25 protein-coding genes, 2 tRNA genes and 2 pseudogenes are annotated in these 26,602 nt (G+C 69.5%); 14 read left to right on the top strand and 15 right to left on the bottom strand.

Annotated elements, in window-relative coordinates; all coding sequences use genetic code 11:
• Window positions 1-263: 263 nt before the first annotated feature.
• Window positions 264-734 (bottom strand): DUF1036 domain-containing protein, encoded by a 471-nt coding sequence (locus tag PGN25_19170; protein MEH3119639.1) that lies wholly within the window; start codon window positions 732-734, stop codon window positions 264-266.
• Window positions 700-2,013: a glycerate kinase gene (locus PGN25_19165; protein MEH3119638.1), complete on the bottom strand. Its 1,314-nt coding sequence runs from the start codon at window positions 2,011-2,013 to the stop codon at window positions 700-702. The genes PGN25_19170 and PGN25_19165 overlap by 35 nt, the downstream gene beginning before the upstream one ends.
• 194 nt (window positions 2,014-2,207) lie before the next feature.
• Here PGN25_19165 and PGN25_19160 point away from each other — a divergent pair, with 194 nt between their 5' ends.
• The 3 genes from PGN25_19160 to PGN25_19150 all read left to right on the top strand — a co-directional run bounded on the left by PGN25_19160 (window position 2,208) and on the right by PGN25_19150 (window position 3,719).
• Window positions 2,208-2,981 carry an N-formylglutamate amidohydrolase gene (locus PGN25_19160; GenBank protein MEH3119637.1) on the top strand — a complete coding sequence of 258 codons (774 nt, stop codon included), beginning with the start codon at window positions 2,208-2,210 and terminating at the stop codon, window positions 2,979-2,981.
• A gap of 57 nt (window positions 2,982-3,038) precedes the next feature.
• Window positions 3,039-3,347: a DUF1244 domain-containing protein gene (locus tag PGN25_19155; GenBank protein ID MEH3119636.1), complete on the top strand. Its 309-nt coding sequence runs from the start codon at window positions 3,039-3,041 to the stop codon at window positions 3,345-3,347.
• 105 nt (window positions 3,348-3,452) lie between these two features.
• On the top strand, window positions 3,453-3,719 hold the full coding sequence (locus PGN25_19150) for a DUF2312 domain-containing protein (protein MEH3119635.1): 267 nt from the start codon (window positions 3,453-3,455) through the stop codon (window positions 3,717-3,719).
• Window positions 3,720-4,350: 631 nt separating this feature from the next.
• On the opposite strand, the gene PGN25_19145 is transcribed toward PGN25_19150, so the two are convergent.
• Both PGN25_19145 and ykgO read right to left on the bottom strand, forming a co-directional pair.
• Window positions 4,351-4,953 carry a tetratricopeptide repeat protein gene (locus tag PGN25_19145; protein MEH3119634.1) on the bottom strand — a complete coding sequence of 201 codons (603 nt, stop codon included), beginning with the start codon at window positions 4,951-4,953 and terminating at the stop codon, window positions 4,351-4,353.
• A gap of 72 nt (window positions 4,954-5,025) precedes the next feature.
• Complete coding sequence (ykgO, locus tag PGN25_19140; GenBank protein ID MEH3119633.1) at window positions 5,026-5,151, bottom strand: type B 50S ribosomal protein L36; 126 nt, start codon at window positions 5,149-5,151, stop codon at window positions 5,026-5,028.
• A gap of 191 nt (window positions 5,152-5,342) precedes the next feature.
• Between ykgO and PGN25_19135 the strand changes: the two are divergent.
• A pseudogene (locus PGN25_19135) lies at window positions 5,343-5,696 on the top strand (DDE-type integrase/transposase/recombinase).
• A 23-nt stretch (window positions 5,697-5,719) separates the two neighbouring features.
• Here PGN25_19135 and PGN25_19130 read toward each other — a convergent pair.
• Complete coding sequence (locus PGN25_19130; protein MEH3119632.1) at window positions 5,720-7,030, bottom strand: IS4 family transposase; 1,311 nt, start codon at window positions 7,028-7,030, stop codon at window positions 5,720-5,722.
• Between the two features lie 151 nt (window positions 7,031-7,181).
• Window positions 7,182-7,457: a transposase gene (locus PGN25_19125; protein MEH3119631.1), complete on the bottom strand. Its 276-nt coding sequence runs from the start codon at window positions 7,455-7,457 to the stop codon at window positions 7,182-7,184.
• Window positions 7,458-7,462: 5 nt separating this feature from the next.
• On the opposite strand from PGN25_19125, the gene PGN25_19120 reads away from it, so the two are divergent.
• The 3 genes from PGN25_19120 to PGN25_19110 are packed head-to-tail and all read left to right on the top strand — an operon-like array spanning window position 7,463 to window position 10,266.
• Window positions 7,463-8,290, top strand: a complete 828-nt coding sequence (locus tag PGN25_19120) for a hypothetical protein (protein MEH3119630.1) — start codon at window positions 7,463-7,465, stop codon at window positions 8,288-8,290.
• A 4-nt stretch (window positions 8,291-8,294) separates the two neighbouring features.
• The gene (locus tag PGN25_19115) at window positions 8,295-8,762 is read left to right on the top strand and encodes a hypothetical protein (protein ID MEH3119629.1); all 468 of its coding nucleotides are present in this window, start codon (window positions 8,295-8,297) and stop codon (window positions 8,760-8,762) included.
• Window positions 8,755-10,266 carry an AAA family ATPase gene (locus tag PGN25_19110; GenBank protein MEH3119628.1) on the top strand — a complete coding sequence of 504 codons (1,512 nt, stop codon included), beginning with the start codon at window positions 8,755-8,757 and terminating at the stop codon, window positions 10,264-10,266. Before PGN25_19115 ends, PGN25_19110 begins: the two co-directional genes overlap by 8 nt.
• Here PGN25_19110 and PGN25_19105 read toward each other — a convergent pair.
• A pseudogene (locus PGN25_19105) lies at window positions 10,205-11,369 on the bottom strand (ISAs1 family transposase). The gene PGN25_19110 and the pseudogene PGN25_19105 overlap by 62 nt on opposite strands.
• Before the next feature lie 90 nt (window positions 11,370-11,459).
• Here PGN25_19105 and PGN25_19100 point away from each other — a divergent pair.
• Together PGN25_19100 and gmtX are read left to right on the top strand one after the other, a co-directional pair.
• Entirely contained in the window at window positions 11,460-12,269 is an 810-nt protein-coding gene (locus PGN25_19100; protein ID MEH3119627.1) for an ATP-dependent RecD-like DNA helicase, read from the top strand.
• The gene (gene gmtX / locus PGN25_19095; GenBank protein MEH3119626.1) at window positions 12,266-12,994 is read left to right on the top strand and encodes a gamma-mobile-trio protein GmtX; all 729 of its coding nucleotides are present in this window, start codon (window positions 12,266-12,268) and stop codon (window positions 12,992-12,994) included. The genes PGN25_19100 and gmtX overlap by 4 nt, the downstream gene beginning before the upstream one ends.
• Before the next feature lie 60 nt (window positions 12,995-13,054).
• On the opposite strand, the gene PGN25_19090 is transcribed toward gmtX, so the two are convergent.
• Together PGN25_19090 and PGN25_19085 are read right to left on the bottom strand one after the other, a co-directional pair.
• A tRNA-Glu gene (locus tag PGN25_19090) sits at window positions 13,055-13,129 on the bottom strand.
• 40 nt (window positions 13,130-13,169) lie between these two features.
• Window positions 13,170-13,244, bottom strand: a tRNA-Glu gene (locus PGN25_19085).
• A 267-nt stretch (window positions 13,245-13,511) separates the two neighbouring features.
• On the opposite strand from PGN25_19085, the gene PGN25_19080 reads away from it, so the two are divergent.
• Together PGN25_19080 and rpoH are read left to right on the top strand one after the other, a co-directional pair.
• Window positions 13,512-14,525 carry an RluA family pseudouridine synthase gene (locus PGN25_19080; protein ID MEH3119625.1) on the top strand — a complete coding sequence of 338 codons (1,014 nt, stop codon included), beginning with the start codon at window positions 13,512-13,514 and terminating at the stop codon, window positions 14,523-14,525.
• A 240-nt stretch (window positions 14,526-14,765) separates the two neighbouring features.
• Window positions 14,766-15,659, top strand: a complete 894-nt coding sequence (rpoH, locus tag PGN25_19075) for an RNA polymerase sigma factor RpoH (protein ID MEH3119624.1) — start codon at window positions 14,766-14,768, stop codon at window positions 15,657-15,659.
• A gap of 168 nt (window positions 15,660-15,827) precedes the next feature.
• Here rpoH and PGN25_19070 read toward each other — a convergent pair whose 3' ends face one another.
• The 5 genes from PGN25_19070 to purB form a co-directional block, all read right to left on the bottom strand.
• Window positions 15,828-17,282 carry a histidine kinase gene (locus tag PGN25_19070; protein ID MEH3119623.1) on the bottom strand — a complete coding sequence of 485 codons (1,455 nt, stop codon included), beginning with the start codon at window positions 17,280-17,282 and terminating at the stop codon, window positions 15,828-15,830.
• A gap of 54 nt (window positions 17,283-17,336) precedes the next feature.
• Entirely contained in the window at window positions 17,337-18,629 is a 1,293-nt protein-coding gene (locus PGN25_19065; GenBank protein ID MEH3119622.1) for an adenylosuccinate synthase, read from the bottom strand.
• Between the two features lie 235 nt (window positions 18,630-18,864).
• The gene (locus PGN25_19060) at window positions 18,865-19,182 is read right to left on the bottom strand and encodes a hypothetical protein (protein MEH3119621.1); all 318 of its coding nucleotides are present in this window, start codon (window positions 19,180-19,182) and stop codon (window positions 18,865-18,867) included.
• 76 nt (window positions 19,183-19,258) lie between these two features.
• The gene (locus tag PGN25_19055) at window positions 19,259-20,116 is read right to left on the bottom strand and encodes a D-amino-acid transaminase (GenBank protein MEH3119620.1); all 858 of its coding nucleotides are present in this window, start codon (window positions 20,114-20,116) and stop codon (window positions 19,259-19,261) included.
• Window positions 20,117-20,181: 65 nt separating this feature from the next.
• Complete coding sequence (gene purB / locus PGN25_19050; GenBank protein MEH3119619.1) at window positions 20,182-21,489, bottom strand: adenylosuccinate lyase; 1,308 nt, start codon at window positions 21,487-21,489, stop codon at window positions 20,182-20,184.
• A 354-nt stretch (window positions 21,490-21,843) separates the two neighbouring features.
• Between purB and moaB the strand changes: the two genes are divergently transcribed.
• Window positions 21,844-22,401, top strand: coding sequence for a molybdenum cofactor biosynthesis protein B (moaB, locus tag PGN25_19045; protein ID MEH3119618.1), 558 nt, complete (start codon window positions 21,844-21,846; stop codon window positions 22,399-22,401).
• 276 nt (window positions 22,402-22,677) lie between these two features.
• Here the strand turns inward: moaB and PGN25_19040 are convergent, their stop codons facing one another.
• The gene (locus tag PGN25_19040; protein MEH3119617.1) at window positions 22,678-23,988 is read right to left on the bottom strand and encodes an IS4 family transposase; all 1,311 of its coding nucleotides are present in this window, start codon (window positions 23,986-23,988) and stop codon (window positions 22,678-22,680) included.
• A gap of 769 nt (window positions 23,989-24,757) precedes the next feature.
• Between PGN25_19040 and PGN25_19035 the strand changes: the two genes are divergently transcribed.
• Together PGN25_19035 and PGN25_19030 are read left to right on the top strand one after the other, a co-directional pair.
• Complete coding sequence (locus tag PGN25_19035) at window positions 24,758-25,033, top strand: transposase (protein ID MEH3119616.1); 276 nt, start codon at window positions 24,758-24,760, stop codon at window positions 25,031-25,033.
• 151 nt (window positions 25,034-25,184) lie between these two features.
• The gene (locus PGN25_19030; GenBank protein ID MEH3119615.1) at window positions 25,185-26,495 is read left to right on the top strand and encodes an IS4 family transposase; all 1,311 of its coding nucleotides are present in this window, start codon (window positions 25,185-25,187) and stop codon (window positions 26,493-26,495) included.
• The last annotated feature ends 107 nt before the right edge of the window (window positions 26,496-26,602 follow it).

The raw sequence follows: 26,602 nt of genomic DNA, 5'->3' as shown, positions 1-26,602 counted from the left end.
ATGCTCCGTCCGGGACCGTCGCGGTCCTGGATTGCTTCGCCTGACGGCTCGCAATGACGGTATGGGTCTTTCTCTCCGTCATTGCGAGGCGGAGCCGAAGCAATCCAGAGCGCGACGAGCGCCGAACGATCCTCTTGTACCGGCCGGCGATGAGGGCCACGCATCGTCGGCGGCCCTCGCGGCTGCGAGGCGGCGGGCGGGCGCCGCTCCATTCACCAAGCAGGATCGAAGAGGATGCACGGCAAGCAGCGAGCGCGTCCGGCCTACGGGCCGCCCGCCAGCGGCTGACCGGGATCGGAAAGCTGGATCGTCCAGTTGCGCTGCCGGCCGGTATCGACCTCGATGAAGCCGTTGCGGTCGAAGCCGCGGGCGAGACAATCCTCGACGCCGCGGATGGTGAAGGCGGTGTCGCGGGTGCACATCATCGCGCGCCCGCTCCACTCGCCGCCGCGCGTGTAGTCCACCGCGTAGACGTAGTAGAACTGGGCCGCCAGCGAGCCCCGCAGCAGAGTCTCGCAATTGCGTGGCTTCAGATCCCACCAGCCCTCGGTCACCCAGCCCTGCGCGTCGCGGTAGCCCAGCGTCACGCCGACCTTGCTGGCGGTCTGGTTGCACAGGCGCAGGTCGGCCAGAGCGGGGAGCGGGAGGATGGCGAGCCCTGCGGCGAGGCAGAGCCGGACGGTGAGACGGCGGCGGGCCTCAGCCCACGAGGATGATGCGACAGTCGTTGACATTGGTCCGAGTGGGGCCGGGCTGAACGAGATCGCCGATCGTCGCGAAGAATCGCGTCGAATCGTTGTCCGCCAGCATCGCCCGCGGGTCGAGACCGGCGGCGCGGGCGCGGGCCAGGGTGGTCGCATCGACCAGGCCGCCGGCCGGATCGGTGGCGGCGCCGCGCCCGCCATCGGTGCCGTCGGTGTCGGCGGCGATGCCGGCGATGCCCTCGGCGCCGTCGAGCGCCAGGGCGAGCGCCAGGGCGTATTCCTGGTTCGGCCCGCCGTCGCCCTCGCCGCGGATGGTGACGGTGAGTTCGCCGCCCGAGATCAGCGCGACGCGCCGGCCCGCCTGCTTCGCTTCCAGCGCCGGCCGCGCGTGTTCGGCGGCGACCTCGCGGGCCTCGCCTTCGAGGTCCGAGCCCAGCATCACGGGTTCGTAGCCGGCCCGGCGCGCGGCGGCGGCCGCCGCCTCCAGCGCGTCGATCGGCCGGGCGATGATGCGGTACTCGGCCCGGGCGAAAGCCGGGTCGCCCGCCTTCGGCGTCTCGTTGGCCGGGTCGTGGAGCAGCGCGAGCGCCGATCCGGGCAGGGTGATGCCGCGGCGCTCGCAGATCGCGCGGGCATCGGCGAGGGTCGACGGGTCGGGCACGGTCGGGCCGGAGGCGATCACCGAGGGATCGTCGTGCGGCACGTCGGAGATCGCCAGCGTCAGGATCGTCTTCGCGTTCCGCGCGGCGACGGCGAGGCGCCCGCCCTTGATGCGCGAGAGGTGCTTGCGCACCGCGTTGATCTCATTGATCGGCGCGCCCGAGCGCAGCAGCGCCTTGGTGATCGCCTGCTTCTCGGAAAGCGTCAGGTCGCCCGCGGGGGCGATCCAGTTCGCCGAGCCGCCGCCGGAGAGCAGCACCAGAACCTCGTCCTCCGGCCCGGCGCCGGCGGCGATGGCGAGCGCTTCCCTGGTCGCCTCGATGCCGGCCGCGTCGGGCACGGGATGGCCGGCTTCGACCATGCGGATGCCGGGGGCGTCCTCGCCGTAGCCGTGGCGCGCCACCGCGAGGCCGACGATCCGGTCCTCCGGCACGCCGTGCTCCTGGCGATAGAACCGGCTCGCCACCGCGGCCATGCTGCCGCCCGCCTTGCCCGCGCCGAGGATGATCAACCGCCCCGGCGTCGGCGCCGGCAGGTGCCCGACCAGGCACTTGCGCGGATGGGCGGCGGCGATCGCCTCGTCGAGGATCGACGCGAGCAGGGCGCGACGCTCCGCATGGGCCGGATCGATCGGGACAGGGGCGATCATGAGCGTCCTCGCACGGTTCTTGTTTGGCTCGTGCTTGCCCGAGCGCTGCCGTGTCGGCAAGCCTTCGCGGTTTCACAAAACTTTCGTGTCCCGAGGCATTCTTTTTGATTGGCCCCGGGTCTTTCCCGCATGTCCGCCCTGCTTGCGCAGCCGACACCCTTTCGATCCGGCCGATCCGGCCCAGATAAGCCGCCATGCTGTCCATCAAGCCCGAGACCCGCAACCTTCCCGAACATCCCGTCGAATGCCTGGAGGGCGATCCCGCGCACGGGCTCCTGCTCGTGTGCGAGCACGCCTCCAACGCCGTGCCGGACGATCTCGCCCGGCTCGGCGTACCGGAAGCGGAATTCTCCCGCCACATCGCCTACGACATCGGCGCGGCCGCGGTGACGCGTCGCCTCGCCGCCCGGCTCGGCGTACCGGCGGTGCTGACGCAGTTCTCGCGGCTGATCATCGACCCGAACCGCGGACGGCTCGACCCGACCCTGGTGATGCGCCTGTCCGACGGTGCCGTCGTGCCGGGCAATGCCCGGATCGACGCGGCCGGCGTCGCCGAGCGTGTCCGCCGCTTCTACCTGCCCTTCGACCGGGCGGTGGACGAGGCGGTGGCCCGCGCGGAAGCGGCGGGCGTGCGCCCGATGCTGGTGACCATGCACAGCTTCACCCCGTTCTGGCGCACCCTCGCCCGTCCCTGGCAGGTCGGCGTGCTCTACGACCGGGACGCGGGCTTGAGCCGCCTGCTCATCGAGGCTCTGAGGGCCGATCCGGCGGGCCTGTGCGTCGGCGACAACCAGCCCTACGGCGGCGGCCTGCCCGGCGACACGATCGACCGCCACGCCACCGCCCGCGGCCTGCCCAACGCGCTGGTCGAGATCCGGCAGGATCTGATCGGCGGTCCCGAGGGTCAGGAGGAATGGGCGCAGCGCTTCGCCCGCATCCTGAGGCCGATGCTGCGCCCGGCCGCTTGACGGGAGCGCCTCACGGGACGACCTCAGCGGCATCCCACCGACGCTGCGAGAGCCGCCATGAACGGAATCGATCCCGCTACGCAGACCGAACTGGAGGCGGCCGTGTTCCGCCGCCTCGTCTCGCACCTGCGCAACCGCACCGACGTGCAGAACATCGATCTGATGAATCTCGCCGGCTTCTGCCGCAACTGCCTGTCGAACTGGCTGAAGGACGCGGCGGAGGAGCGCGGTCTCGGACTCTCGAAGGAAGAGAGCCGCGAGCACGTCTACGGCATGCCCTACGAGGCGTGGAAGTGGACGCACCAGACCGAGGCGAGCCCGGAGCAGCAGGCCCGTTTCTCGTCCAGCCGGAACACCGGCCACTGAAGCCGGGCGCGGCATCAACGAGCGGGTAAGGTTGATCGCTTAATCCCGGAACATCCGGCGTGGACCTTCGGGCACACGCCTCCCCTCGCCTGAAGGAGCGCCGCCATGGCCGCCTCGCCTGCCCCCGCCGTCGATCCGTCCTCGGTCGCCGCCGACCAGCTCAAGAGCATCATCGAGCGCATCGAGCGCCTCGAAGAGGAGAAGGCCGGCATCGCGGGCGACATCAAGGACGTCTACGCCGAAGCCAAGGCCAACGGCTTCGACGTGAAGGTGCTGCGCAAGATCATCTCCCTGCGCAAGCGCGACCACGACGAGCGCCAGGAGGAGGAGGCGATCCTCGAACTCTACCTCCAGGCCCTCGGCATGGCGTAGTCGGCCGTCTCGCCTCGGTGTGACGGACGTTTTTCGCGTCGGCGTCGCGGTTTCAAAGCCGTGTCGCCGGCGTTCTCGTTTGCGGAAGAGGTTCTCCCGGTTCTCGTCACCGTCAATCAGGCAGCAGATGGATGAGGACCGACGCCCGCCCCCCTTATCTGCGCCGTCGCGGGTGCCGGATTGCTTCGCCGGACGGCTCGCAACGACACGCGAATCATCCTTTTCCGTCATTGCGAGGCGAAGCCGAAGCAATCCAGATCGCAGCGCTGGCCGGCTTCGCAAAACCTTTTCCGCCTCGACCGGTTCCTTCCGCCGATGGCGCAGCCGATCCGCTCACGCCGTCCCGGGGTGTGGGTCAGCATATGGCCGCCTCCGGGCCGCACGATCCGCCGGGCCCGCGGCATCGCCCGGTTCAAGGGCTCGGCCTGAAGACCTGTCGCCACGATCGGGTCGGCCTCGCCCGCGGGATCACCCTCGGCACGCGCATCTCTCGGCAACGCGGCGCCTGCTCGGCAAGGATGGCCGAGCGGAATCACGGGGCCGATGCCGGGCCGGGCGAGGGCCTGCCCCAGCGCCCTCCCCTGAAAGGCCGGTGAGGCGCAGGAGATCGGCCGGCATCACGGCGATCGAATCAGAGATCGCGGCCTTCCACGTCGGGGGTCAGCCGCTCGATCGCCTTCTTCAGCACGTCCCATTGCGGATAAAGTCCCTCCGCCCGGCGGAAGGCGTCGAGCGCCCGGCCCTTGTCGTCCTGCGCGAGGTAGAGCTTGCCCAGAGCGGCCCAGGCCTCGAAATGGCGCGGCTCCAGCACCAGGGCCCGCTGCAGGTCGGCGATGGCCGAGGCCGAATCGGAGAGTCGCCAGAACACGGTCGCGCGCCGGCTCCAGCCCTCGGCCCAGTTCGGCTCCAGGGCGACGGCACGGTCCATCAGTTCGACGGCCAGCGGCAGATCGTTGCCGCTCATCGCCTGCCGGGCCCGGTCTGAGAGGAGGTCGGCGGTGGCGCTGCCGGAGCGGCCGAGCCGCCGCTCGATCAGGGTGGCGATCGCCTTGGCCTCGGCCTCGTCGCCGGCCTGCTTGAGACGGGCGTAGAGGTCGTCGAGGCTGACCGGCGGATGTGCCTTGCGCTCACTCGCCGGCTTTTCCTTCTCGGCCGCCACGGCCGGGCCGCCGATGCCTGCCAGTGCGAGACCGAGGCATTGAACGGTCAGGAAGAGGGTTCGACGGACGTCCATAGGCCGGAGCTTCCACCCCAAACCCGCCTGCCGTCAACGCGCTCCGGTGCCGCGCACGAGCGCGGTCGGCCATCAGCCCTGGCGGGCCTTGAAGCGCTTCTGGGTCTTGTTGATGACGTAGACGCGGCCCTTGCGGCGCACGAGCTGGTTGTCGCGGTGACGTCCGCGCAGCGACTTGAGCGAGTTGCGAATCTTCATCGGTCTCACATCGGCACGGATTCGAGACCGGCCGCCTGCTGTTCAAGGTGTCTCGAAGGGGCGGAGCGCCGCGAGGACGCTCCGGCGATGACATCGGTGACATCGCGGGGAGGCGGCCGCCTTATCAGACAACTGCCGGCCAAGGCAAGATTGTCACCGCTCTTTCCGGGCCTTTGCGATCTGCGCGGTGACAACGCATCTGGCGTCGCGAGGGGCTCAAGGTCCCACAGAAGCACCGGCCGCGCAGCCGCCTGTGGCTGAACGACGGCTCCTGCGTGCGACTGCGTCTGCTCTACCGCAACCATGTCTGGAGCTTCGACTTCGTGCAGGGGCAGACCCACGATGGCCGACGCTTGCGCATCCTGACGCTGATCGACGAGCACAGCCGGGCCTGCCTGGCGCTGAAGGTTGCTCGGCGGATCAACAGCCTCGGCGTGATCGAGGCGCTGGCCGATGCGATGTGCTGGCACGGCATCCTGGAGCACATCCGGTGCGACAACAGTCCTGAGATGATCTCGAAGGCACTACGCAAATGGGTCGCCAAGACGGGCCCTCAGAGCCATGCCTTTTAAGGTGTTTTCTTAGCCATTAGCTTGGCCTTTTCGAGGACCCTGGCGGTGGCGACGTGTTTTCGGGCCGTAGCCGCCGCTACATAGGGCTTGTCGACCTTGCGCTTGGGACCACGCGGGCTGGTTGCAATCCGCCCTGGGTCGACCCGCTCCGCCAAGGCGAGCAAGCGGGCCGCGACGCTCGCCGCATCCTCCTGGCCCGTCAACACAGAGCCGTGTCCGAGCGCCACCATCAGCCCCTCGTAGCCGGCACCGATCTGACGGCTCAGGTGGAACACCGAGACCCGCGGCTCGGGCCCGTGCACCTGCTCGATGCACGCGCTCAGCAGGCTCAGCACGTTGTGGGCCAGAACGGCAGCGGCAAACCCCAGCAGGGCCGCCCGCGGACGACCCAGGCGACCGGCCTCGCTGTGCAGCACCCGTTCCATCTGCAGGAACAGACCCTCGATCCGCCAGCGTCGCCGATACACCTGCGCGATCTGCGCCGCACTGACGCTCGCCGGCAGGTTGCTCCACAGCCAGATCGTCCGGTCTCCCTCCGTCGTTGGCGCCGTCAAGCTCAGCGCGATGCGCCGCCACGCATCGCCGCTCCCCTCCAGCGTAATGCTCTGCTCACACAGTGTGCCGGTCTCGCAGGAGCCGCACGCCTGCCAATCCCCCTGCGCGCCCAGGCGGGGATGGTTGCCGTGCCGACGCACCACGAAGTGGCTGCCTGCCTCAACCAGACCCTGCAGCCAGGTCCGGACACAGAAGTGCCGATCGGCGACCCAGACCTGACCGGGCGCGGCAGCGTCCAGGAGGGCCCGGGCCAGCGCCCGTTCGTCGGCATAAGCATCTTCGGCCGCCACCAGATCGACGGCCAGGCCGGTATCGGGATCGTAGACGACCAGGGTCTGCCCCGGCAGGGCGGCGCCGCGATGCGCGCGCAGAGGCTTCAGGCGCTTGTCGCTGCCGGGCAGATGGTTGCCGTCCAGCACGCGCAGTGCGTAGCCCGGCAGGCTCGGATGGCCGGTGCCCGCCGCGGTCATCACCGGGGCCAGTCGGGTCGCGCTGCCGCGCACGAGGGCGCGCAGCAGGTCGGGCTCGGTGCGGTTGACCTTGTCGTAGAGGGCGGGCAGCGAGACGGTCAGGTCTTCGGCTTCGCGCGCAGCGGCGTGCAACGACGAGCGCAGGCCGAGAGCGACGAGCATCGTCAGCCTGACGACAGTGGAGAACAGCAACTCCCGCGTGTATTGCCGCTGGCGATGCTGCTCGAACACCTCGTCGATCCAGCCGGCCGGCAGCGCGTGTTCCAAGGCCGTGCGGGCCATCAGGCTCGTCGGCGCATAGTTCTCGAACCGTTCAATGACGGCAGACCAGACTGGATCGGATCCTTGCAATGCTTCGCTCATTGCAAGGATATAGTTAATATAAACGAACCTTAAAAGGCATAGCCCTCAGAGCCTGTTTGAGAACTCTGTTTCATGCGGGATTGTTGAGTGCGTTGGCAGCCACGAGGCAGGCGACGCAGGCCAGGCGACCGGTGGCGACATCGAGGCGACCGGCGCGCTCGCGCAGCAAGCCGCCCCAGTGGCTGAGCCAGCCGAAGGTCCGCTCCACGACCCAGCGTCGCTCCAGCACGACGAAGCCCCTCTGATCCGGGTCCTTCTCGACGACGTGGTGGCGCATGCCGTGGAGGTTGCACCACTCCCGGCAGCGCTCGGCCGTGAAGGCGCCATCGAGGATGGAAGGCGCCATCGAGGATGGCCAGACGCAGGCTGGGCCATGCACCGGTGCCGGGGGGCGCGCAGAATTGCGTCCGGTGCCGGTTCTTCGTGACCGGCCTCCCGTTCCTCATTCCCCTCTGGGCGCACGGTTCCGCCATCATGGCCCGTGCGGACGCGACGGCGCGACAGGGCGCGGAACGCGACGACGAGGGCCGGGAGCTCAAGCTGCAGCGCAAGGCGCACCGCGACCGCAACGAAAGGGTGCCTCCGGAGCTACACGCCAGGATCGTCGCCACCGAGACCGCCCACGAGACCGACTGCGAACGTCGCGACCAGGCGCTGGCGGACTTCCATGCGACCCTGGCGCTGATCGAGAAGGTGCGCGCGATCTCGCGGCCGGACGACGGCCCTGAGGTCGAGGGTAACCTGCCGATGCTCGTCCCCGACGACGGCATCCCCGATCTGGTCGGCCGGGCCTCGACCCGCTTCGAGGTCATCGACGCGGTGGTGCAGCAGTCGAGATGCTTCCCGTCGCTGGAGTCGGCGGACATCGAGCGGGAACGGGACGAGTTCCTGAACCAGATCCTCTACCGGAACGGCTACGTGCCCGTCACCATGGCGCCACTGACCGTCTCCGAGCGGAGGCGAGCGGCGGACGCGATGTCCGCCTTCCTGCTGATGGAACTCGGAGCCCGCGAGACGGACCTTCTCGCGTCCGGCCGCAAGTCGCTCTCGGACCTTGGATTGCAGGAGAGGTTGGAGACGGCCTGCCGCGACGCGGTCGGTAAGCCGCTCGGCAGGATGGTCGCGCCTTCCGCGCTTTCCTCCTCGTACCTTCAAGTCGAGACGCAGGCGGCGGAGTGAGCCGATGAGCAAATCGGTGCTCCCCGAAATCCGCGCGGCGATGGAGCCTTGGCTCGCGGCGTGCATCGTGGCCTGGCAGGCGCAGCCGGTCGCGACGCGAGAGCCGACGTTGCCGACGACCCGGGACGGCAAGGTGAACGTCAAAGGGGTCGGCCGGGCACTCGGCTTACGCGAAAGCCAGGTGCAGCACCTGTTCCGATACGCCGAGCTCAGGGCGGCGCTCAATGCGGTCGCAGTCGAACAGGGACTGAAGCCCATCGGCACGAGGTCCGAGGCGGACGAAGTCGACAAGGCCGTGGCCGCGCGTCTCAAGCAGGTCGAGGCACGTAGCGGCGAGTTGTCCAAGGTGGTCGCCCCGAGCAGGCCGCCACCATCGAGCGGCAGCGTCGCGAGATCCGCGGGTACCGGGAACAGTTGGGCCTCCTCGAAACGGCCGGTCAGGTGCTCCGCACGGAGCGGCCGCGATGATTGAAGTCTCGGTGGAGATGGTCGTCTCGGTACGCGATTTCGGCGTCATTTTCTCGGCGACCGTCCTGACGGAAGGGCACCCGGACCACGGCCGGCGCGTCAGGGTGCGGGCCGACATGGCCGACGTCGGCGGCGTCCCGGCGGCCGGCGAACGGTGGTGCGTGGACGGCCAGGTCGAGGACATGTTCTACGGGCGCCAGGTGCTGGCGAACGCCCTCCGCCGGCTCCTACCGACCGGCAAGCTGATCCGGGAATTCCTCGCCTCCCACGCGCCGGGCATCGGGCAGGAGCGCGCCGGACGGCTTTGGGACGCCTTCGGCGAACGGCTGGGCACCGTGCTGTCCGACGAGGGCGCCGTTCAGGAGATCGCGGACGTCGTGGCGCCGGACCGCCCGCTGCTCGCTGTCCGGCTCGCCGCCGCCGCGGTCGCATCGTGGAGGAATGCGACGTCCGAGGCTGCCGCCCTCGCATGGTTCGACGCGCACGGCGTCTCGAACCTCGCCGTCGCCCGCCGGGTCATCCGCATCCTCGGCGACGATGCCGTCGAGAAGCTCACGGACAATCCTTACCTGTTAGTGCCGCTGCTGCCCTGGCCGGTCGTCGACGGCATCGGCCTCAGGGTCCTGTCGGCCGGCGGGGCCCCGCCCGACGACGTCCGTCGACAGGTGGGCGCCGCGGACGAGGCCGTGAAGCGTGCACTCGCCAAGGGCGACACGGTGCTGTCGGAGGCCGACCTCCGGTCCGCGCTGACGCGGCTGTTGAGGGCGGACTCGGATGCCGCCGTCGATACCGCCATGGCCGCCGCGGAACGGAACGGTGCGGTCGTGGCGGGCGACGACGGATACCGCGCACCCGGGGCGGCGCTGATGGAAGACGGCATCGTCGAGCGCCTGCGGACGCTGATGGGCCGCGGCGCCGAAAGCCCCGTCCGCCTGCCGCCGCCGAGCCGCCTCGCGGAACTCGTCGCCGACGTCACCCCGGAGCGCCTGCCGCTGCACCCGCAGCAGGCGGCGGCCGTCATGCAGGTCCTGTCGCGACCGGTGGCTTGCCTGACCGGAGGAGGCGGCACGGGAAAGACCCATACCTGCAAGGTGCTTTGCGACGCTTGGGAGCGCCTCGGGGGCGAGGTGCTGTTGTGCGCGCTGGCAGGGAAAGCCGCGCTTCGCTTGTCCCGGTCGACCCGACGCCTCGCCAGGACGCTCGCGCGCACGTTGGGCGAGCTCGAAGAGCGCGAACGTCTCGACCGGTTGGTCGAGGACCGCGACACCGATGCCGACGCGCGGGCGGCGGCGCTGCGCAAGCGGGACACCCTGGCGGGCATTGCCGCCACGACGCTGGTCCTCGTCGACGAGGCGTCGATGGTCGACGTGCCGACCCTCCACGGCATCGTCCGCCGCATGCCGGACGGCGCCCGCCTGCTTCTCGTGGGTGACCAGGGGAATCGCTTCAGGTTTCTTTCGCTTGGATGGGTGTCTGTCGGACGAGGGCTTCGAGGTAGTCGGGATTGAGATTAGCGAGCTTTCTGCGGACCTTGAGGCTGTGACGGTCGTGTGGAGCGCGGACGAGGTTCATGGCCATGTGGCGCACGACCGCCATGTTCTGAGGTCCTGATCCGGTTCGCAGGCGCACGAGGTCGTCATGGACGACGACGTCGAGCACCCAGTGCAGGCGATTTTCGATCTGCCAATGGGCGCGCACGGCCGTCGCGAAGGTCTTGGCATCGAGCTTGGCCGACGAGAGATAGTAGCGCCGCTCGCGCTCGATCCTGCCGGCGCGCTCGACCTGTGTCTCGACCAAGCCGATCATCGCCAGATGGGGCCTGTGCGGCTCATCGGGATAGCGGCGATCCGAGGTGAGCCAAGTCACGTCGTGGCCCACGCTGGCGCGGCGGCGTTCGAGACGGCCATGGTCGTTGTCGATGGTCTCGTCGGTGTCCGCGATCAACGCGCCTGGGTCGGCGAAGAAGCGCACGATGTCGTTGTGGAGGGTGGGACGGTTACCCTTGAGCGCCAGCAGATAGTCGCCGCCCCGGGCCACGATGGTTTCGGCGATGGCGGTCTGGGTCCCCATCGCATCGAGGGTGACGAGTGCCCCCCTGAGTTCGAGCCGCTCCAGGAGGCAGGGGATGGCGGTGATCTCGTTGCTCTTGTCGGCGACGGCCTCCTGGCCCAGCACGAGACGCTGACGGGCGGCCCAGGCCGAGACGGTGTGCAGGGCGGCCCGGCCGGCGGACTTGGCGTGGCAGCGCCGCGAGGTTTTGCCCCTCATCCTGAGCCTGTCGAAGGACGATGGCCATGAGATCGGGCTCGGCCTCGCGCAGGCTCTCGACCCAGGCCGTGAAGCAGGCCTTGAAGAGGTCGGCGTCGAGCGCGTTGACGACGTCGTTGAGGGTGTCGTGGGCGGGCAGGCCGCGCTCGTAGGGCAGGAAGCGGCGCAGGAAGCTCAGGCGCTGCTCACCCCAGAGCCGGATCTCGACGAAGTCGTCCATGCCACAGAGCGTGGCGCACAGGATCAGCAGCAGGATTTCGGGCAGCGGGTAGACCACGCGCCAGCGCTGGCGCGGATCCTCCAGGGCGGAGAAGTGGTCGAGGATCGACAGAGAGGACGGCATGGGCGGCTCACCAGAGGCGAGCCACCGCGTGAATCACAAAACGCCCATCCCGCGAACCAAGGCCTCCTCACGCTGAAGCGATTGCCCTGCGTGGGGGACCCGGCGCAATTGCCGCCGGTCGGTTTCGGCCTCGTCTTCCATCGGCTGGTCGCCGACGTCGGCATCACCGCCCACCTGTCGCACGTGCACCGGCAAGCGGCCGCGACGGGCATCCCCGCCGCGGCATCCGCCGTGCGCGGGAAGGCGATGCCGACGTTCACGCCGTACGATGGCGCGCGCGACGGCGTTTCCTTCGTGGAAGCCGACGGCGAGGGGCTGGCCGAGGAGGTCCGACGCGTGGCGCTCGACCTCGGCATCGACGAAGGCGGCGCCCTCGTCGTGACCGCGACCAACGACGGTGACGCGGGCGTGCACGTGTTGAACGAAACCCTTCACGAGCACCATGTCGAACGGACCGGCTTCGACGAGATGCGGGGCCTGCTCGGCCGGTTCTTCGCGGTTGGCTCGCCGGTGATCTTCGGGCGGAACGACTACCGTCTCGGTCTCTTCAACGGCCTCCTGGGCAAGGTCGTGCGAACCTTCCCGGACGACATGGCGGTGTCGGTCCTGTTCGACGACGAGGCCGAGCCGCGTCTCCTGTCGTCGGAGCACCTCGTGGATCTCGACCTGGCCTACGCGGTGACCTGCCACAAGTGCCAGGGAAGCAGCGCCTCCCGTGTCGTAGTCCCGGTCTATCCCAGCCGCGTCGTCGACCCGTCCTGGCTCTACACCGCCATGACCAGGGGCGAACGCCAGGTCGTGTTCGTGGGCGATCCGGGCCATTTCGGCGACGCGCTGGCCAAACCGTTCGCGGCAAGCCTGAGACGGGTCGGCCTGCGCTGGGACGGGGTGGGGGAATGACACCGGAGGCGAAGGAGGCCCTGGCCACGGTCGCCACGCGCCGTGACGAGCTCATGGCGGCGGCGACGACCGACCAAGTTCGCGTCAAGCTGGGCAACCTCGACGAAGTCTGCCGCGTCCTCGTCGTCGACGCCGGGCAGAGGCTCACGGTGCCGGAGGTCGTACGGCGCTACAAGGCGCGGTTCGTCGCCCGCGAGCAGAGCCTCGCCGAGCAGTCGCTCAGGAACAAGCGCGGAGGGTCCAACCCGTACCACGCGCTGTACACGGCATGGGCGGGGGCCGCCGAGTTCGTGCTCGCACCTCGTCGGACGCGCAGGCAGCCGCCGATGCCGGGCGAAATGCTGTCGCAGGACGACGTCGCCGGCATCGACGACGTTCCGCTGCGCCATCAGGTGGGTTTGGTGCTGGCGCAGAACCGGAGCCTCAAGGCTCAACTCGACATGCTGAAGGACGTGCGGAACGCCCCTGTCCTTCGCATCGAGGGTGGGCTCGACCGCTTCGGCGGCGGGCAAGGCTCGGCGCAAGTCATGCCGTTGGCCAACCACCTCGCCTTGACGGAAACGGAGGTCGAGGCGCTGAGGGACTTCGTGGACCGGAGACGCCTGAAGGCCAGGGGCCTGCGAGGCGCGGAGGACGGGGCTGTCGAGAGTATGGACGGTCGCCGGTTCTCCGACCCCGGCTTCCTGGAAGCCGTCGACAAGATCGTCCGCAGCTACGACCGCTAGCGCGCCACCCATCTGCGAAGCGCAGTCTTCGCCGATGCTTTGGTAGCCTTCTGAAAGTAATGGCGCGCCCTGCGGGAATCGAACCCGCCTCTTCAGCGTGAAAGGCTGATGTCCTGACCGATAGACGAAGGGCGCTCGGTAAAACGCCACGGAATGTCGGTGAGTTAAGCTGGATTGGCGCGCCTACGGGGAATCGAACCCCGGTCTGATCCGTGAGAGGGACCTGTCCTAACCGCTAGACGATAGGCGCTTTATTTGACCAATACTTGCTTACTACATCCGCACCGTGGAGCAGTCAACCACCGTGAGCCGTCTGAGGGACGCTTGCGGCGCGGCAAGCCTTGGTAGGCCTAACATGCCTAACCCCTGGAACCTACACACTTGGTAGGATGGTAGATGTATAAAGGCGTCCTGGGCCACTAGACGAAGGGAGCTTCCGGGCCGGCGGGGGTTCGTATAGCGAGGCATCCCTGGCCCCGCAAGCGGTTTCCGGGGCGAAGCGACGAGAATCCTCACGGTGTCCTCCACGGTGCTCTCCACGATCCCCGGCGCGGGCGAGGCGCGCAGCCTCGTCCTCGACGAGGGCGTTTCGCCCGAGCGGCTCGACCGCGTCCTCGCGCGGGCCTTCGAGGATCTGTCGCGCGCCCGGCTCCAGGCGCTGGTGCGCGAGGGCCTCGTACACTGCGACGGCGCGGTGGTGCGCGATCCCGCGCGCAAGGTCGGCGCGGGCAGCCGGCTCGATCTCGGCGTGCCGGCACCGCTGCCGGCCGAGCCTCGGGGCGAGGCGCTGCCGCTCGCCGTGATCCACGAGGACGCGGATCTGATCGTCATCGACAAGCCGGCGGGTCTCGTCGTGCATCCGGCGGCGGGGCACGAGGACGGCACCCTGGTCAACCGGTTGATCGCCCATTGCGGGGAGAGCCTGTCCGGCATCGGCGGCGTGCGCCGGCCCGGCATCGTCCACCGCCTCGACAAGGACACGAGCGGCCTGCTCGTCGTCGCCAAGAACGACCTCGCGCATCAGGGCCTCTCGGCGCAGTTCGCCGATCACGGCCGCAGCGGCGCCCTGGAGCGGGCCTATCTCGCCCTGGTCTGGGGCATGCCGGAGCCGCGCGGCGGCACGATCCGGGCGAACCTCGCCCGCTCGCGCCACAACCGCGAGAAGATCGCCGTGGTGCGCGAAGGAGAGGGGCGGGAGGCGATCACCCATTACAGGGTCGAGGCGCTGCCCGATGCGGCGGGCGTCACGGCGCTGCTGCGCTGCCGGCTGGAGACGGGGCGCACCCACCAGATCCGGGTGCATCTGAGCCATCGCGGCCATCCGCTGCTGGGGGATCCGGTCTATGGCGGCGCCTTCAAGACCAAGGCGGCCCGGCTCGCCGAACCCGCCCGCGCCGCGCTCGACCGGCTCGGGCGGCAGGCCCTGCACGCGACCGAACTCGGCTTCCTTCATCCGCGCTCGGGCGAACGCCTGCGCTTCGAGAGCCCGCTGCCGGAGGATTTTTCGGGGTTGCTCGCCGCCCTCGGATGAGGGGCGTTCCGAAGGGATCGTGAGCCGGGAGAAAGGTGCGTTTCGGCACTGCGGCCGGTGCGCCCCCGTGACACGTTAAACCCGGACTCCGGTTCGCGCGTTGAGACCCAGCGTGAACAGCGTCGGTCGCTACCGGACATGACGGATTTCCATTAGAGATGGGATGCGGCGTGGCCGGCTCAAGGGAGCGGCCGTTCGCTTGGGGCCCGCCCGACAGGGGGGCTGTTGAAGGAGGTGCACATGGCCGGCGCTCTGCCCGTGCTTGCCAATGAGGGAGGCCTATCGCGCTACCTCGACGAGATTCGCAAGTTCCCGATGCTGGAGCCGGCGGAGGAGTTTACCCTTGCCAAGAGCTGGCGCGACGCGGGTGACCGGGAGGCGGCCCACCGCCTCGTGACCTCGCATCTGCGCCTCGTGGCCAAGATCGCCATGGGCTACCGCGGCTACGGCCTGCCGATCAGCGAGGTCGTGTCCGAGGGCAATGTCGGCCTGATGCAGGCCGTCAAGCGGTTCGACCCCGACAAGGGCTTCCGGCTGGCCACCTACGCGATGTGGTGGATCAAGGCTGCGATCCAGGAATACATCCTGCGCTCGTGGTCGCTGGTGAAGATGGGCACCACCGCCAACCAGAAGAAGCTGTTCTTCAACCTACGCAAGGCCAAGGGCCGCATCTCCGCCCTCGACGAGGGCGATCTGCGCCCCGAGCAGGTGCAGCAGATCGCGACATCCCTGGGCGTGCCCGAGCAGGACGTGGTCGACATGAACCGGCGCCTGTCCGGCGACACCTCGCTCAACGCGCCCCTGCGCGAGGAGGGCGAGGGCGAGTGGCAGGACTGGCTGGTCGACAACAGCCCGAGCCAGGAGACCGTGCTCGCCCGCGAGGAGGAGGGGCGCAACCGCCTCTCGGCCCTGCGCGACGCGCTCGGCGTTCTGAATCCGCGCGAGCGCCGCATCTTCGAGGCGCGGCGGCTCGCCGACGACCCGATCACCCTGGAGGATCTGTCGGGCGAGTTCGGCGTCTCCCGCGAGCGCGTCCGCCAGATCGAGGTGCGCGCCTTCGAGAAGGTGCAGGAGGCGGTCAAGCGCAACCTCGCGACCCGCGAACTGCCGCGGGCCGAAGCGCGGGTTTCCTGAACGCCTCGAAGGCCCCGGCCGCACCCGAACCGATGAAGAACGAACGAGGCCCGGCCGTTTCCGCGGCCGGGCCTCGTCGTTTTCCCGGAGACGGCCTGCGGCGTGGCGGACGCCCGGCTCGCCGACGGTTTTCCGAAAGCCGGCACCTCCCCCCTTACGGGGCGAGGCTTATTCCTTCCACTGCGCGAAGGCGGCCTGCAGAGCCTGGGCCCCGGCCGAGCCCTTCTCGAAGCTGATGACCGCCCGCTGGCCGGACGCGTAGGTCACCGCCAGATCGAGCCAGTTCCTGTGCAGCAGCAGCTCGGTGTTGCGGTCGACGTCGCCCTTGAGCGAGGACAGGCCGATCAGGAACAGGTTGTCGCGCACCCGCACCGGCAGCCCGGAGACGGGGGAGCCGCGGGCGGCCTCCTCGTCCTTGAGCTGGAGCAGGCCGATATTCTGCACCACCCGCTTCGCCCCCGCACCGGAATCGTTGGTGAAGGCCAGTTCGACCGTGTGCGAGGCAGGCAGCGTCGCGTCGAGGTTCCTGCGCAGGGTCATCATCAGCGTGAGGCCGGCATCCGGGAACGCGACGGTGACCCGCAGGGCCGTCTGGAGCGGTTCGCCCTGCTCCCCGTTCACCGCCTCCAGGCGCCAGACGGCGTGGCCGGCGGTCGAGATCGGCTGGGCACGGGAATCGCTCTGGTTCTCCTCGTAGAGGATCGCCTTCTGCGAGACGGTCACCTCCGGCTGAGCCGGGGCGGTGCCCGGCTCGGGCGGCTTCGGGCGCGCCTCGGCCTCGGTACGCTCGGCGCCGACCCGGTCGGAGAACTTCGCGTCCGGCTGCTCGGTCGGCGTTTCCTGCTCGGCGGCGCTCTGCTGAAGGTCGGACGGGCGATCGCGCAGGAAGAAGGCCGCCACCGCGATCAGCGCGATCACGGCCGCCAGCACGCCGCCGACGAACAGGTTGCGCAGGAGGCGCGAACGGCCCTCGGTGGGGGCCACCACGTCGATGCGCGGCCGCTGGCGTCCGTTGCCGGCCTCGGCCACGGGGGACGCCTCGGGAGCCACGGCGTCGTCGGTCGCTTCGGACGCCGGCGTCGACGGGATGAAGCCGTCCGGCGTCGACGGCTCGGGCTCGGGCTTCGCCGTGTCGTCCGGCCTCGGCCGGCGCGGCGGCGGCATGAAGGGGAGGGTCTCGCCCGGCGGCTTCGGCTCCGCGAACGGTGCTCCCGGCGCGATCCCGGCCGGCAGGGCGGCGGGCGGCAGGGCCTGCGGCTCGTCCGAGACCTGCGGCGGCTCCGGCTCCGGCAGGGATGGCGGCCGTGGGGCGTGCGCGAGCGGTTCCGACCGGAGCGGTTCCGGCGGCGGGGGAGAGGGCGCCCGGGGTGCGTCCTCCGGCGCCTTCCCGGGCTCCTGAACGGCGACGGGAGGCGCCGCGTACTCGGCCTCGAGGCGCCCGATCGCCGTGTCGAGGGCCTGGCGCTCCAAGTCGATATCCGCCTCCGGCACCGGCGGGTCGAGGGAGCGGAGCTGGGCGATCAGGGCGCTGCGCGCGCGGTCGTAGACCGCCCGGCGGAGTGCCGGCGAGCGGTCGGGCAGGGCGTCGAGCGCACGTGCCAGCAACGGATAATAGTCGGCCATCGTGCCCGGACCCGCCTGTCCCTATCCGTCGGCTCTACCGCCCACGTCCCGCGCTCAATCCTCGAAGGGGTTGTGCATGAGGATGGTGTCGTCGCGCTCCGGCGAGGTGGAGAGCAGCGCGACCGGCGCGCCGATCAGTTCCTCGATCCGGCGCACGTACTTGATCGCCTGGGCCGGCAGGTCGGCCCAGGAGCGGGCGCCCGCCGTGGTGCCGCTCCAGCCGGGAATCGTCTCGTAGACCGGCACGGCGCGCTGCTGCGCCGCCTGGCTCGCGGGGAGATGGTCGAAGCGCTGCCCGTCGATGTCGTAGGCGGTGCAGACCCGGATCTCGTCGAAGCCGTCGAGCACGTCGAGCTTGGTCAGGGCGATGCCGTCGATCCCTGAGGTCTGCACGGTCTGGCGCACGAGACAGGCGTCGAACCAGCCGCAGCGGCGCTTGCGGCCGGTGACGGTGCCGAATTCATGGCCGCGCTCGCCGATGCGCTGGCCGATCTCATCGTGCAGCTCGGTCGGGAACGGGCCCTCGCCGACGCGGGTGGTGTAGGCCTTGGCGATGCCGAGCACGTAGCCGATGGCGCGCGGGCCGAGGCCCGACCCGGTCGCGGCCTGCCCGGCCACGGTGTTGGAGGAGGTCACGAACGGGTAGGTGCCGTGATCGACGTCGAGCAGCGCGCCCTGCGCACCCTCGAACAGGATGCGCTTGCCGCCGCGGCGCGCCTCGTCGAGCAGGTGCCAGACGGTGTCCTGATAGGGCAGAACCCGCTCGGCGATGCCCGTCAGCTCGCCGAGAATCGTCGCTTCGGCGATCTCTTCGAGGCCGAAGCCGCGGCGCAGGGCGTTGTGGTGGGCGAGCAGGCGCTCGATCTTCGGCGGCAGGGTCTCGGGCTCGGCCAGATCCATCAGGCGGATCGCCCGGCGGCCGACCTTGTCCTCGTAGGCCGGGCCGATGCCGCGCTTGGTCGTGCCGATCTTGGTGCCCGGGGCCCCGTCCTCGCGCAGCGCGTCGAGCTCGCGGTGGAGCGAGAGGATCAGCGTGGCGTTGTCGGCCACCCGCAGGTTCTCGCGGGTCACGGTCACGCCCTGGCCGGCGAGGCGGTCGATCTCGGAGGCCAGCGCGTAAGGGTCGAGCACCACGCCGTTGCCGATCACGCCCAGCGTGTTCGGGCGAACCACGCCGGAGGGCAGCAGCGAGAGCTTGTAGACGGCGTTCCCCACCACCAGCGTGTGGCCGGCATTGTGGCCGCCCTGGAAGCGGACGACGATGTCGGCCTGCTCGGAGAGCCAGTCGACGATCTTGCCCTTGCCCTCGTCGCCCCACTGGGCGCCTACGACGACGACGTTCGCCATGCGCGTCTGACCTGTCTCGCACTCGCTGGCGCGGGCGCCAAGCGATTGCGCCACGCGCGAAAACCCCGGCGATCGGGCCGGGGGATCGGGCATACGGGCGCGTCTTCGGCGATATGGGCAGACAGGTCAAGCGAAGTGGTCCCGACCATGGGGGACCCGCGCCCCGTATGGCTGATGCGCTCCTGCGCGTGACTTGCGTGCGTTCCCTTGCGCGCGTTCCTTGGCCCAGGGCGCGTTACTTGGCGTTGCCCGGCGGCTTGATGACGGGGGTCGAGTTCGGGGTCGGCTCCGGCGCGATCGTCTTGATCTCGGGATCGACGTCGGAGGGCGGCTTGATCACGCCGTCCGACTTCTCGAGCTTCTCGCTGAGCGTACGGCCTGTGGCGTCGCTCTCCGGCCGGACCCTGTCCGGCACCTGCTCCTGGGGCGCGGGCAGCTTCGGATCGCTGTCCTGGCCGCGCTGGGGCACGGAGGGATCCTGCGCGAAGGCGGCGCCGCTCGCCAGGGCGGCGAACAGCGCGGCGGCGCGCATCGTGTTCTTCGAGAGGGTCATCGCGTCCTCGGTGGTCCTTCGAGGGACCAACGGATGCGTGCGCCTTCGCGTTCCTGTCAGGCCAGGCCCTGACAGGCTAAACTTTGGAGCCCTCGGCGAAGGCGAAGTACAGCTCGCGCAGGCGCTTGGCCACCGGGCCGGGCCGTCCGTCGCCGAGGGTTTTTCCGTCGATCTCCACCACCGGCATCACGAAGGCGGACGCCGAGGTGTAGAAGGCTTCCGCCGCCTCGCCCAATTCCCGCGCGTTGATGAGCCGCTCCTCGAAGGCGAGGCCGGTCTCCTGCGCCAGCGCCAGCGCCGCCCTGCGGGTGATGCCGGGCAGGACCGCATGGGAGAGCGGGCGCGTCACCAGCGCGCCGCCCTTGGTGACGATGAAGACGGTGGAGGAGGAGCCCTCCGTCACCACCCCGTCCTCGACCATGAAGGCTTCCGCGACGCCGGCCTCCGACGCCTGCTGCTTGGCCAGGACCTGGGCGAGCAGGGCGACCGATTTGATGTCCCGCCGCTTCCAGCGCAGGTCCGGCACGGTGATCGCCCGCGCGCCGGTCTCGGCCATCGGGTTGTTCACGATGGATTTCTCCTGCGTGAACATCACCACGGTCGGGGCCACGTCCCCCTTCGGGAACGAGAAGTCGCGCTCGGCCACGCCCCGCGTCACCTGGATGTAGACGAGGCCCTCCCGCACGCCGTTTTTTTCCACGAGCTGCGTTTCCAGGCGCTCCCACTCCTGCGTGCTGTGGGGATTGCGGATGCCGATCTCGGCGAGCGAGCGGTCGAGCCGGGCCAGATGCCCGGCATTGTCCACGAGGCGGCCGTGCAGCACGGCGGCGACCTCGTAGATCCCGTCGGCGAACAGGAAGCCGCGGTCCGTCACCGGCACGCGGGCTTCGTCCAGGGGCAGGAATGCGCCGTTGAGATAGGCGGTGCGGGTCATGATGGCAGTCTCGATCGTCCGTCGTCAGGATCGGCACGAAGCAGGTTCCGTGCAGGGAGCCCCGCTCAAGCCTCGCCGAACACGCGCGAAAAGATCGTATCGACGTGTTTCAGATGGTAGCCGAGATCGAAGCACGCCTCGATCTGTTCCGGCGCGAGCACCGCCGTGACCTCCGGGTCGGCCTTGAGCAAGGTCAAAAAGTCGCCCTCGCCGCGCCAGACCGGCATCGCGTTGCGCTGCACCAGCCGGTACGAATCCTCTCGCGAGACGCCGCCCTGCGTCAGCGCCAGCAGCACCCGCTGCGAGTGGACGAGGCCGCCGAGCCGGTCGAGGTTCTTCTGCATGGCGGCCGGGTAGATCAGCAGCTTGTCGATCACCCCGGTGAGCCGGGCCAGCGCGAAGTCGAGGGTCACGGTCGCGTCCGGGCCGATCATCCGCTCGACCGAGGAGTGCGAGATGTCCCGCTCGTGCCAGAGCGCGACGTTCTCCAGCGCCGGGGTCACGTAGCCGCGCACCATGCGCGCCAGCCCCGTGATGTTCTCCGTCAGCACCGGATTGCGCTTGTGCGGCATCGCCGAGGAGCCCTTCTGCCCCTCGGAGAAGAACTCTTCCGCCTCCAGCACCTCGGTGCGCTGGAGATGGCGCACTTCCGTGGCGAGCCGCTCCATCGAGCTGGCGATCACGCCGAGGGTCGCAAAAAACATCGCGTGGCGGTCGCGCGGGATCACCTGGGTCGAGACCGGCTCCGGCGCGAGGCCCATCCGTTCGGCGACGTATTCCTCCACCCGCGGGTCGATGTTGGCGAAGGTGCCGACCGCGCCCGAGATGGCGCAGGTCGCGACCTCCTTGCGCGCCGCGATCAGGCGCTCCCGGGCGCGGGAGAACTCCGCGTAGGCCTGGGCCAGCTTGAGCCCGAAGGTGACGGGCTCGGCGTGGATGCCGTGCGAGCGGCCGATGGTGGGGGTGAGCTTGTGCTCGAAGGCGCGCCGCCTCAGCGCGGCGAGCAGGGCGTCGAGATCCTCGATCAGGATGTCGGCGGCGCGCGTGAGCTGCACGTTGAGGCAGGTGTCGAGCACGTCCGAGGAGGTCATGCCCTGGTGGACGAAGCGCGCCTCCGGCCCGACGATCTCGGCCAGATGCGTGAGGAAGGCGATGACGTCGTGCTTCGTCACCGCCTCGATCGCGTCGATGCGGGCGACGTCGAAGCTCGCGTCGCGGCCCTTCTCCCACACCTTCTCGGCGGCTTGCCTGGGCACGACGCCGATCTCGGCCAGAGCCGTGGTGGCGTGGGCCTCGATCTCGAACCAGATCCGGAACCGGCTCTCCGGCGACCAGATCGCGGTCATCTCGGGACGGGAGTAGCGGGGGATCATCTCTTTCCGGGGCCTCGGTTCGCGGGACGGGTCTCTCGCGAGGCGCCTAGCATGGGGCGGGGAGGAGCGTAAACGCGAACGCCGGCACGCCCGGATCGGGGCCGGCATCGACGATACGGTTGGCGGCGCGGTGCCTGGATCGCTTCGCCTGACGGCTCGCGATGACGGCGAAGGTGACCCGCACCGTCATCGCGAGCCTCAGCGAAGCGATCCAGAAGCGCGACGTTGCCGGACGTGGCCGTCACGTCGTCAGATCCTGTTCGCTCGCCTGCTCGCCCCCCGGCGCGACAAGCCGAACGGACTGCGCCATATGCGACGGCACGAACACGCGAAGAATCGTCTCGGGAGACGACCATGCCTGAGCCCGCCACCGAACGCGCCTTCATCCCCCTCTCCATCGCCGTGCTGACGGTGTCCGACACCCGCGTGCTCGCCGACGACAGGTCCGGCGACACCCTGGCCGCGCGGCTCACCGCCGCCGGGCATCGGCTTGCGGACCGGGACATCGTGCCGGACGAGGCCGCCGCGATCCGCGAGCGGGTCGAGGCCTGGATTCACGACGCAGGCATCGACGTGATCCTCACCACCGGCGGCACCGGCTTCACCGGCCGCGACGTGACCCCGGAGGCGATCGAGCCGCTGTTCGAGAAGCGCATGGACGGCTTCTCGGCGGTGTTCCACCGGATCTCCTACGACAAGATCGGCACCTCGACGCTGCAGTCGCGGGCGACCGCCGGGGTGGCGGGGGCGACCTACATCTTCGTGCTGCCGGGCTCACCCGGCGCCTGCAAGGACGCCTGGGACGGCATCCTCGCCAGCCAGCTCGACTACCGCCACCGCCCCTGCAACTTCGTCGAGATCATGCCGCGCCTCGACGAGCACCTGCGCCGGGGCGCCGACCGGACGATGTGAGCCGTCCGGCGCCGCCGTCATCGCGCGCGGATGGAAGCGACTCAGAGCCTGTTTGACTGCAGTGATCCCCTCTCGCCCCTCATCCTGAGGTGCCGCGTGAGCGGCCTCGAAGGGTGCTCCAGGAATCGCGCGGGATCTGGAGCACCCTTCGAGGCCTCCGCGATGCTCCGGCACCTCAGGATGAGGGGCGAGATGGGAGTAGGACCTTCCTCTCGCCTTGCCGTTGCCCGACCAAGACACGGTGGCCGGTCAAACAGGCTCTCAGGAGCATGCCTTTTAAGGTGTTTTCTTAGCCATTAGCTTGGCCTTTTCGAGGACCCTGGCGGTGGCGACGTGTTTTCGGGCCGTAGCCGCCGCTACATAGGGCTTGTCGACCTTGCGCTTGGGACCACGCGGGCTGGTTGCAATCCGCCCTGGGTCGACCCGCTCCGCCAAGGCGAGCAAGCGGGCCGCGACGCTCGCCGCATCCTCCTGGCCCGTCAACACAGAGCCGTGTCCGAGCGCCACCATCAGCCCCTCGTAGCCGGCACCGATCTGACGGCTCAGGTGGAACACCGAGACCCGCGGCTCGGGCCCGTGCACCTGCTCGATGCACGCGCTCAGCAGGCTCAGCACGTTGTGGGCCAGAACGGCAGCGGCAAACCCCAGCAGGGCCGCCCGCGGACGACCCAGGCGACCGGCCTCGCTGTGCAGCACCCGTTCCATCTGCAGGAACAGACCCTCGATCCGCCAGCGTCGCCGATACACCTGCGCGATCTGCGCCGCACTGACGCTCGCCGGCAGGTTGCTCCACAGCCAGATCGTCCGGTCTCCCTCCGTCGTTGGCGCCGTCAAGCTCAGCGCGATGCGCCGCCACGCATCGCCGCTCCCCTCCAGCGTAATGCTCTGCTCACACAGTGTGCCGGTCTCGCAGGAGCCGCACGCCTGCCAATCCCCCTGCGCGCCCAGGCGGGGATGGTTGCCGTGCCGACGCACCACGAAGTGGCTGCCTGCCTCAACCAGACCCTGCAGCCAGGTCCGGACACAGAAGTGCCGATCGGCGACCCAGACCTGACCGGGCGCGGCAGCGTCCAGGAGGGCCCGGGCCAGCGCCCGTTCGTCGGCATAAGCATCTTCGGCCGCCACCAGATCGACGGCCAGGCCGGTATCGGGATCGTAGACGACCAGGGTCTGCCCCGGCAGGGCGGCGCCGCGATGCGCGCGCAGAGGCTTCAGGCGCTTGTCGCTGCCGGGCAGATGGTTGCCGTCCAGCACGCGCAGTGCGTAGCCCGGCAGGCTCGGATGGCCGGTGCCCGCCGCGGTCATCACCGGGGCCAGTCGGGTCGCGCTGCCGCGCACGAGGGCGCGCAGCAGGTCGGGCTCGGTGCGGTTGACCTTGTCGTAGAGGGCGGGCAGCGAGACGGTCAGGTCTTCGGCTTCGCGCGCAGCGGCGTGCAACGACGAGCGCAGGCCGAGAGCGACGAGCATCGTCAGCCTGACGACAGTGGAGAACAGCAACTCCCGCGTGTATTGCCGCTGGCGATGCTGCTCGAACACCTCGTCGATCCAGCCGGCCGGCAGCGCGTGTTCCAAGGCCGTGCGGGCCATCAGGCTCGTCGGCGCATAGTTCTCGAACCGTTCAATGACGGCAGACCAGACTGGATCGGATCCTTGCAATGCTTCGCTCATTGCAAGGATATAGTTAATATAAACGAACCTTAAAAGGCATAGCTCTGAGAGCCTGTTTGAGCTCCTCCGCCGGCTGTCCCCATCTGTCTCGTGTGTCAACACGCATTCCGCCTGGCGGGGCGGAGTGGAGAGCAGATGTGGACGGACCGACATCGGACGCGTCATGAGGCGCGTCTGAAGGACATGGTGCTGCAAGCAGGCTTGGACGAGGTGGCTCGCTTCTTGGAACGAGCCGATCCGCCCAGCCGTCAGGATGCGACGCCCGTGCGCCGGGCGCTGGCGGGGATCGCCTGGCACCTGCGGACGGGCGGAGGGTGGCGGGCGCTGCCGGCTGGCTTTCCGCCCTGGCGCACGGTCTACGGCTGGTTCCGGCGCTGGATCGAGAAGGGGCTGTTCGAGAGCCTGATGCGCGCTCTGGCGCGCCGACAGCGGCGGCGCTGTGGGCGTCGACCAGAACCACGGCTGGCCATCATCGACACGCAAAGCATCAAGTGCCTCGGGGTGCGCGGACCGCGCGGCTACGATGGCGCCAAGAAGCTGGTCGGCCGCAAACGCGTGGCGCTGGTGGATGCCGAAGGACACGTCCTGGCGCTCGCCGTCGTGCCGGCCAACGGGCAGGATCGCGACACGCTGCCGGCCCTCAATGACGGCAAGGAGCCATGGCCCAGCCTGCGTCTGGCCATCCTCGATGGCGCCTTCCATCCTCGATGGCGCCTTCACGGCCGAGCGCTGCCGGGAGTGGTGCAACCTCCACGGCATGCGCCACCACGTCGTCGAGAAGGACCCGGATCAGAGGGGCTTCGTCGTGCTGGAGCGACGCTGGGTCGTGGAGCGGACCTTCGGCTGGCTCAGCCACTGGGGCGGCTTGCTGCGCGAGCGCGCCGGTCGCCTCGATGTCGCCACCGGTCGCCTGGCCTGCGTCGCCTGCCTCGTGGCTGCCAACGCACTCAACAATCCCGCATGAAACAGAGTTCTCAAACAGGCTCTGAGGGCTATGCCTTTTAAGGTTCGTTTATATTAACTATATCCTTGCAATGAGCGAAGCATTGCAAGGATCCGATCCAGTCTGGTCTGCCGTCATTGAACGGTTCGAGAACTATGCGCCGACGAGCCTGATGGCCCGCACGGCCTTGGAACACGCGCTGCCGGCCGGCTGGATCGACGAGGTGTTCGAGCAGCATCGCCAGCGGCAATACACGCGGGAGTTGCTGTTCTCCACTGTCGTCAGGCTGACGATGCTCGTCGCTCTCGGCCTGCGCTCGTCGTTGCACGCCGCTGCGCGCGAAGCCGAAGACCTGACCGTCTCGCTGCCCGCCCTCTACGACAAGGTCAACCGCACCGAGCCCGACCTGCTGCGCGCCCTCGTGCGCGGCAGCGCGACCCGACTGGCCCCGGTGATGACCGCGGCGGGCACCGGCCATCCGAGCCTGCCGGGCTACGCACTGCGCGTGCTGGACGGCAACCATCTGCCCGGCAGCGACAAGCGCCTGAAGCCTCTGCGCGCGCATCGCGGCGCCGCCCTGCCGGGGCAGACCCTGGTCGTCTACGATCCCGATACCGGCCTGGCCGTCGATCTGGTGGCGGCCGAAGATGCTTATGCCGACGAACGGGCGCTGGCCCGGGCCCTCCTGGACGCTGCCGCGCCCGGTCAGGTCTGGGTCGCCGATCGGCACTTCTGTGTCCGGACCTGGCTGCAGGGTCTGGTTGAGGCAGGCAGCCACTTCGTGGTGCGTCGGCACGGCAACCATCCCCGCCTGGGCGCGCAGGGGGATTGGCAGGCGTGCGGCTCCTGCGAGACCGGCACACTGTGTGAGCAGAGCATTACGCTGGAGGGGAGCGGCGATGCGTGGCGGCGCATCGCGCTGAGCTTGACGGCGCCAACGACGGAGGGAGACCGGACGATCTGGCTGTGGAGCAACCTGCCGGCGAGCGTCAGTGCGGCGCAGATCGCGCAGGTGTATCGGCGACGCTGGCGGATCGAGGGTCTGTTCCTGCAGATGGAACGGGTGCTGCACAGCGAGGCCGGTCGCCTGGGTCGTCCGCGGGCGGCCCTGCTGGGGTTTGCCGCTGCCGTTCTGGCCCACAACGTGCTGAGCCTGCTGAGCGCGTGCATCGAGCAGGTGCACGGGCCCGAGCCGCGGGTCTCGGTGTTCCACCTGAGCCGTCAGATCGGTGCCGGCTACGAGGGGCTGATGGTGGCGCTCGGACACGGCTCTGTGTTGACGGGCCAGGAGGATGCGGCGAGCGTCGCGGCCCGCTTGCTCGCCTTGGCGGAGCGGGTCGACCCAGGGCGGATTGCAACCAGCCCGCGTGGTCCCAAGCGCAAGGTCGACAAGCCCTATGTAGCGGCGGCTACGGCCCGAAAACACGTCGCCACCGCCAGGGTCCTCGAAAAGGCCAAGCTAATGGCTAAGAAAACACCTTAAAAGGCATGGCTCTCAGGAGCGCGAGCTTTCCGGATCGGGCGGCGCGCTGGATTGCTTGCGCCGAGCCTCGCAAGGACGATGTGGGGTCTGCCTCTTCGTCATCGCGA

Origin of the sequence: Methylorubrum populi (genome assembly GCA_036946625.1) — a bacterium.
Lineage (GTDB): Bacteria > Pseudomonadota > Alphaproteobacteria > Rhizobiales > Beijerinckiaceae > Methylobacterium > Methylobacterium populi_C.
Note: the sequence above shows the minus strand (reverse complement) of the source record. Positions and strands in the feature narration are given on the sequence as shown.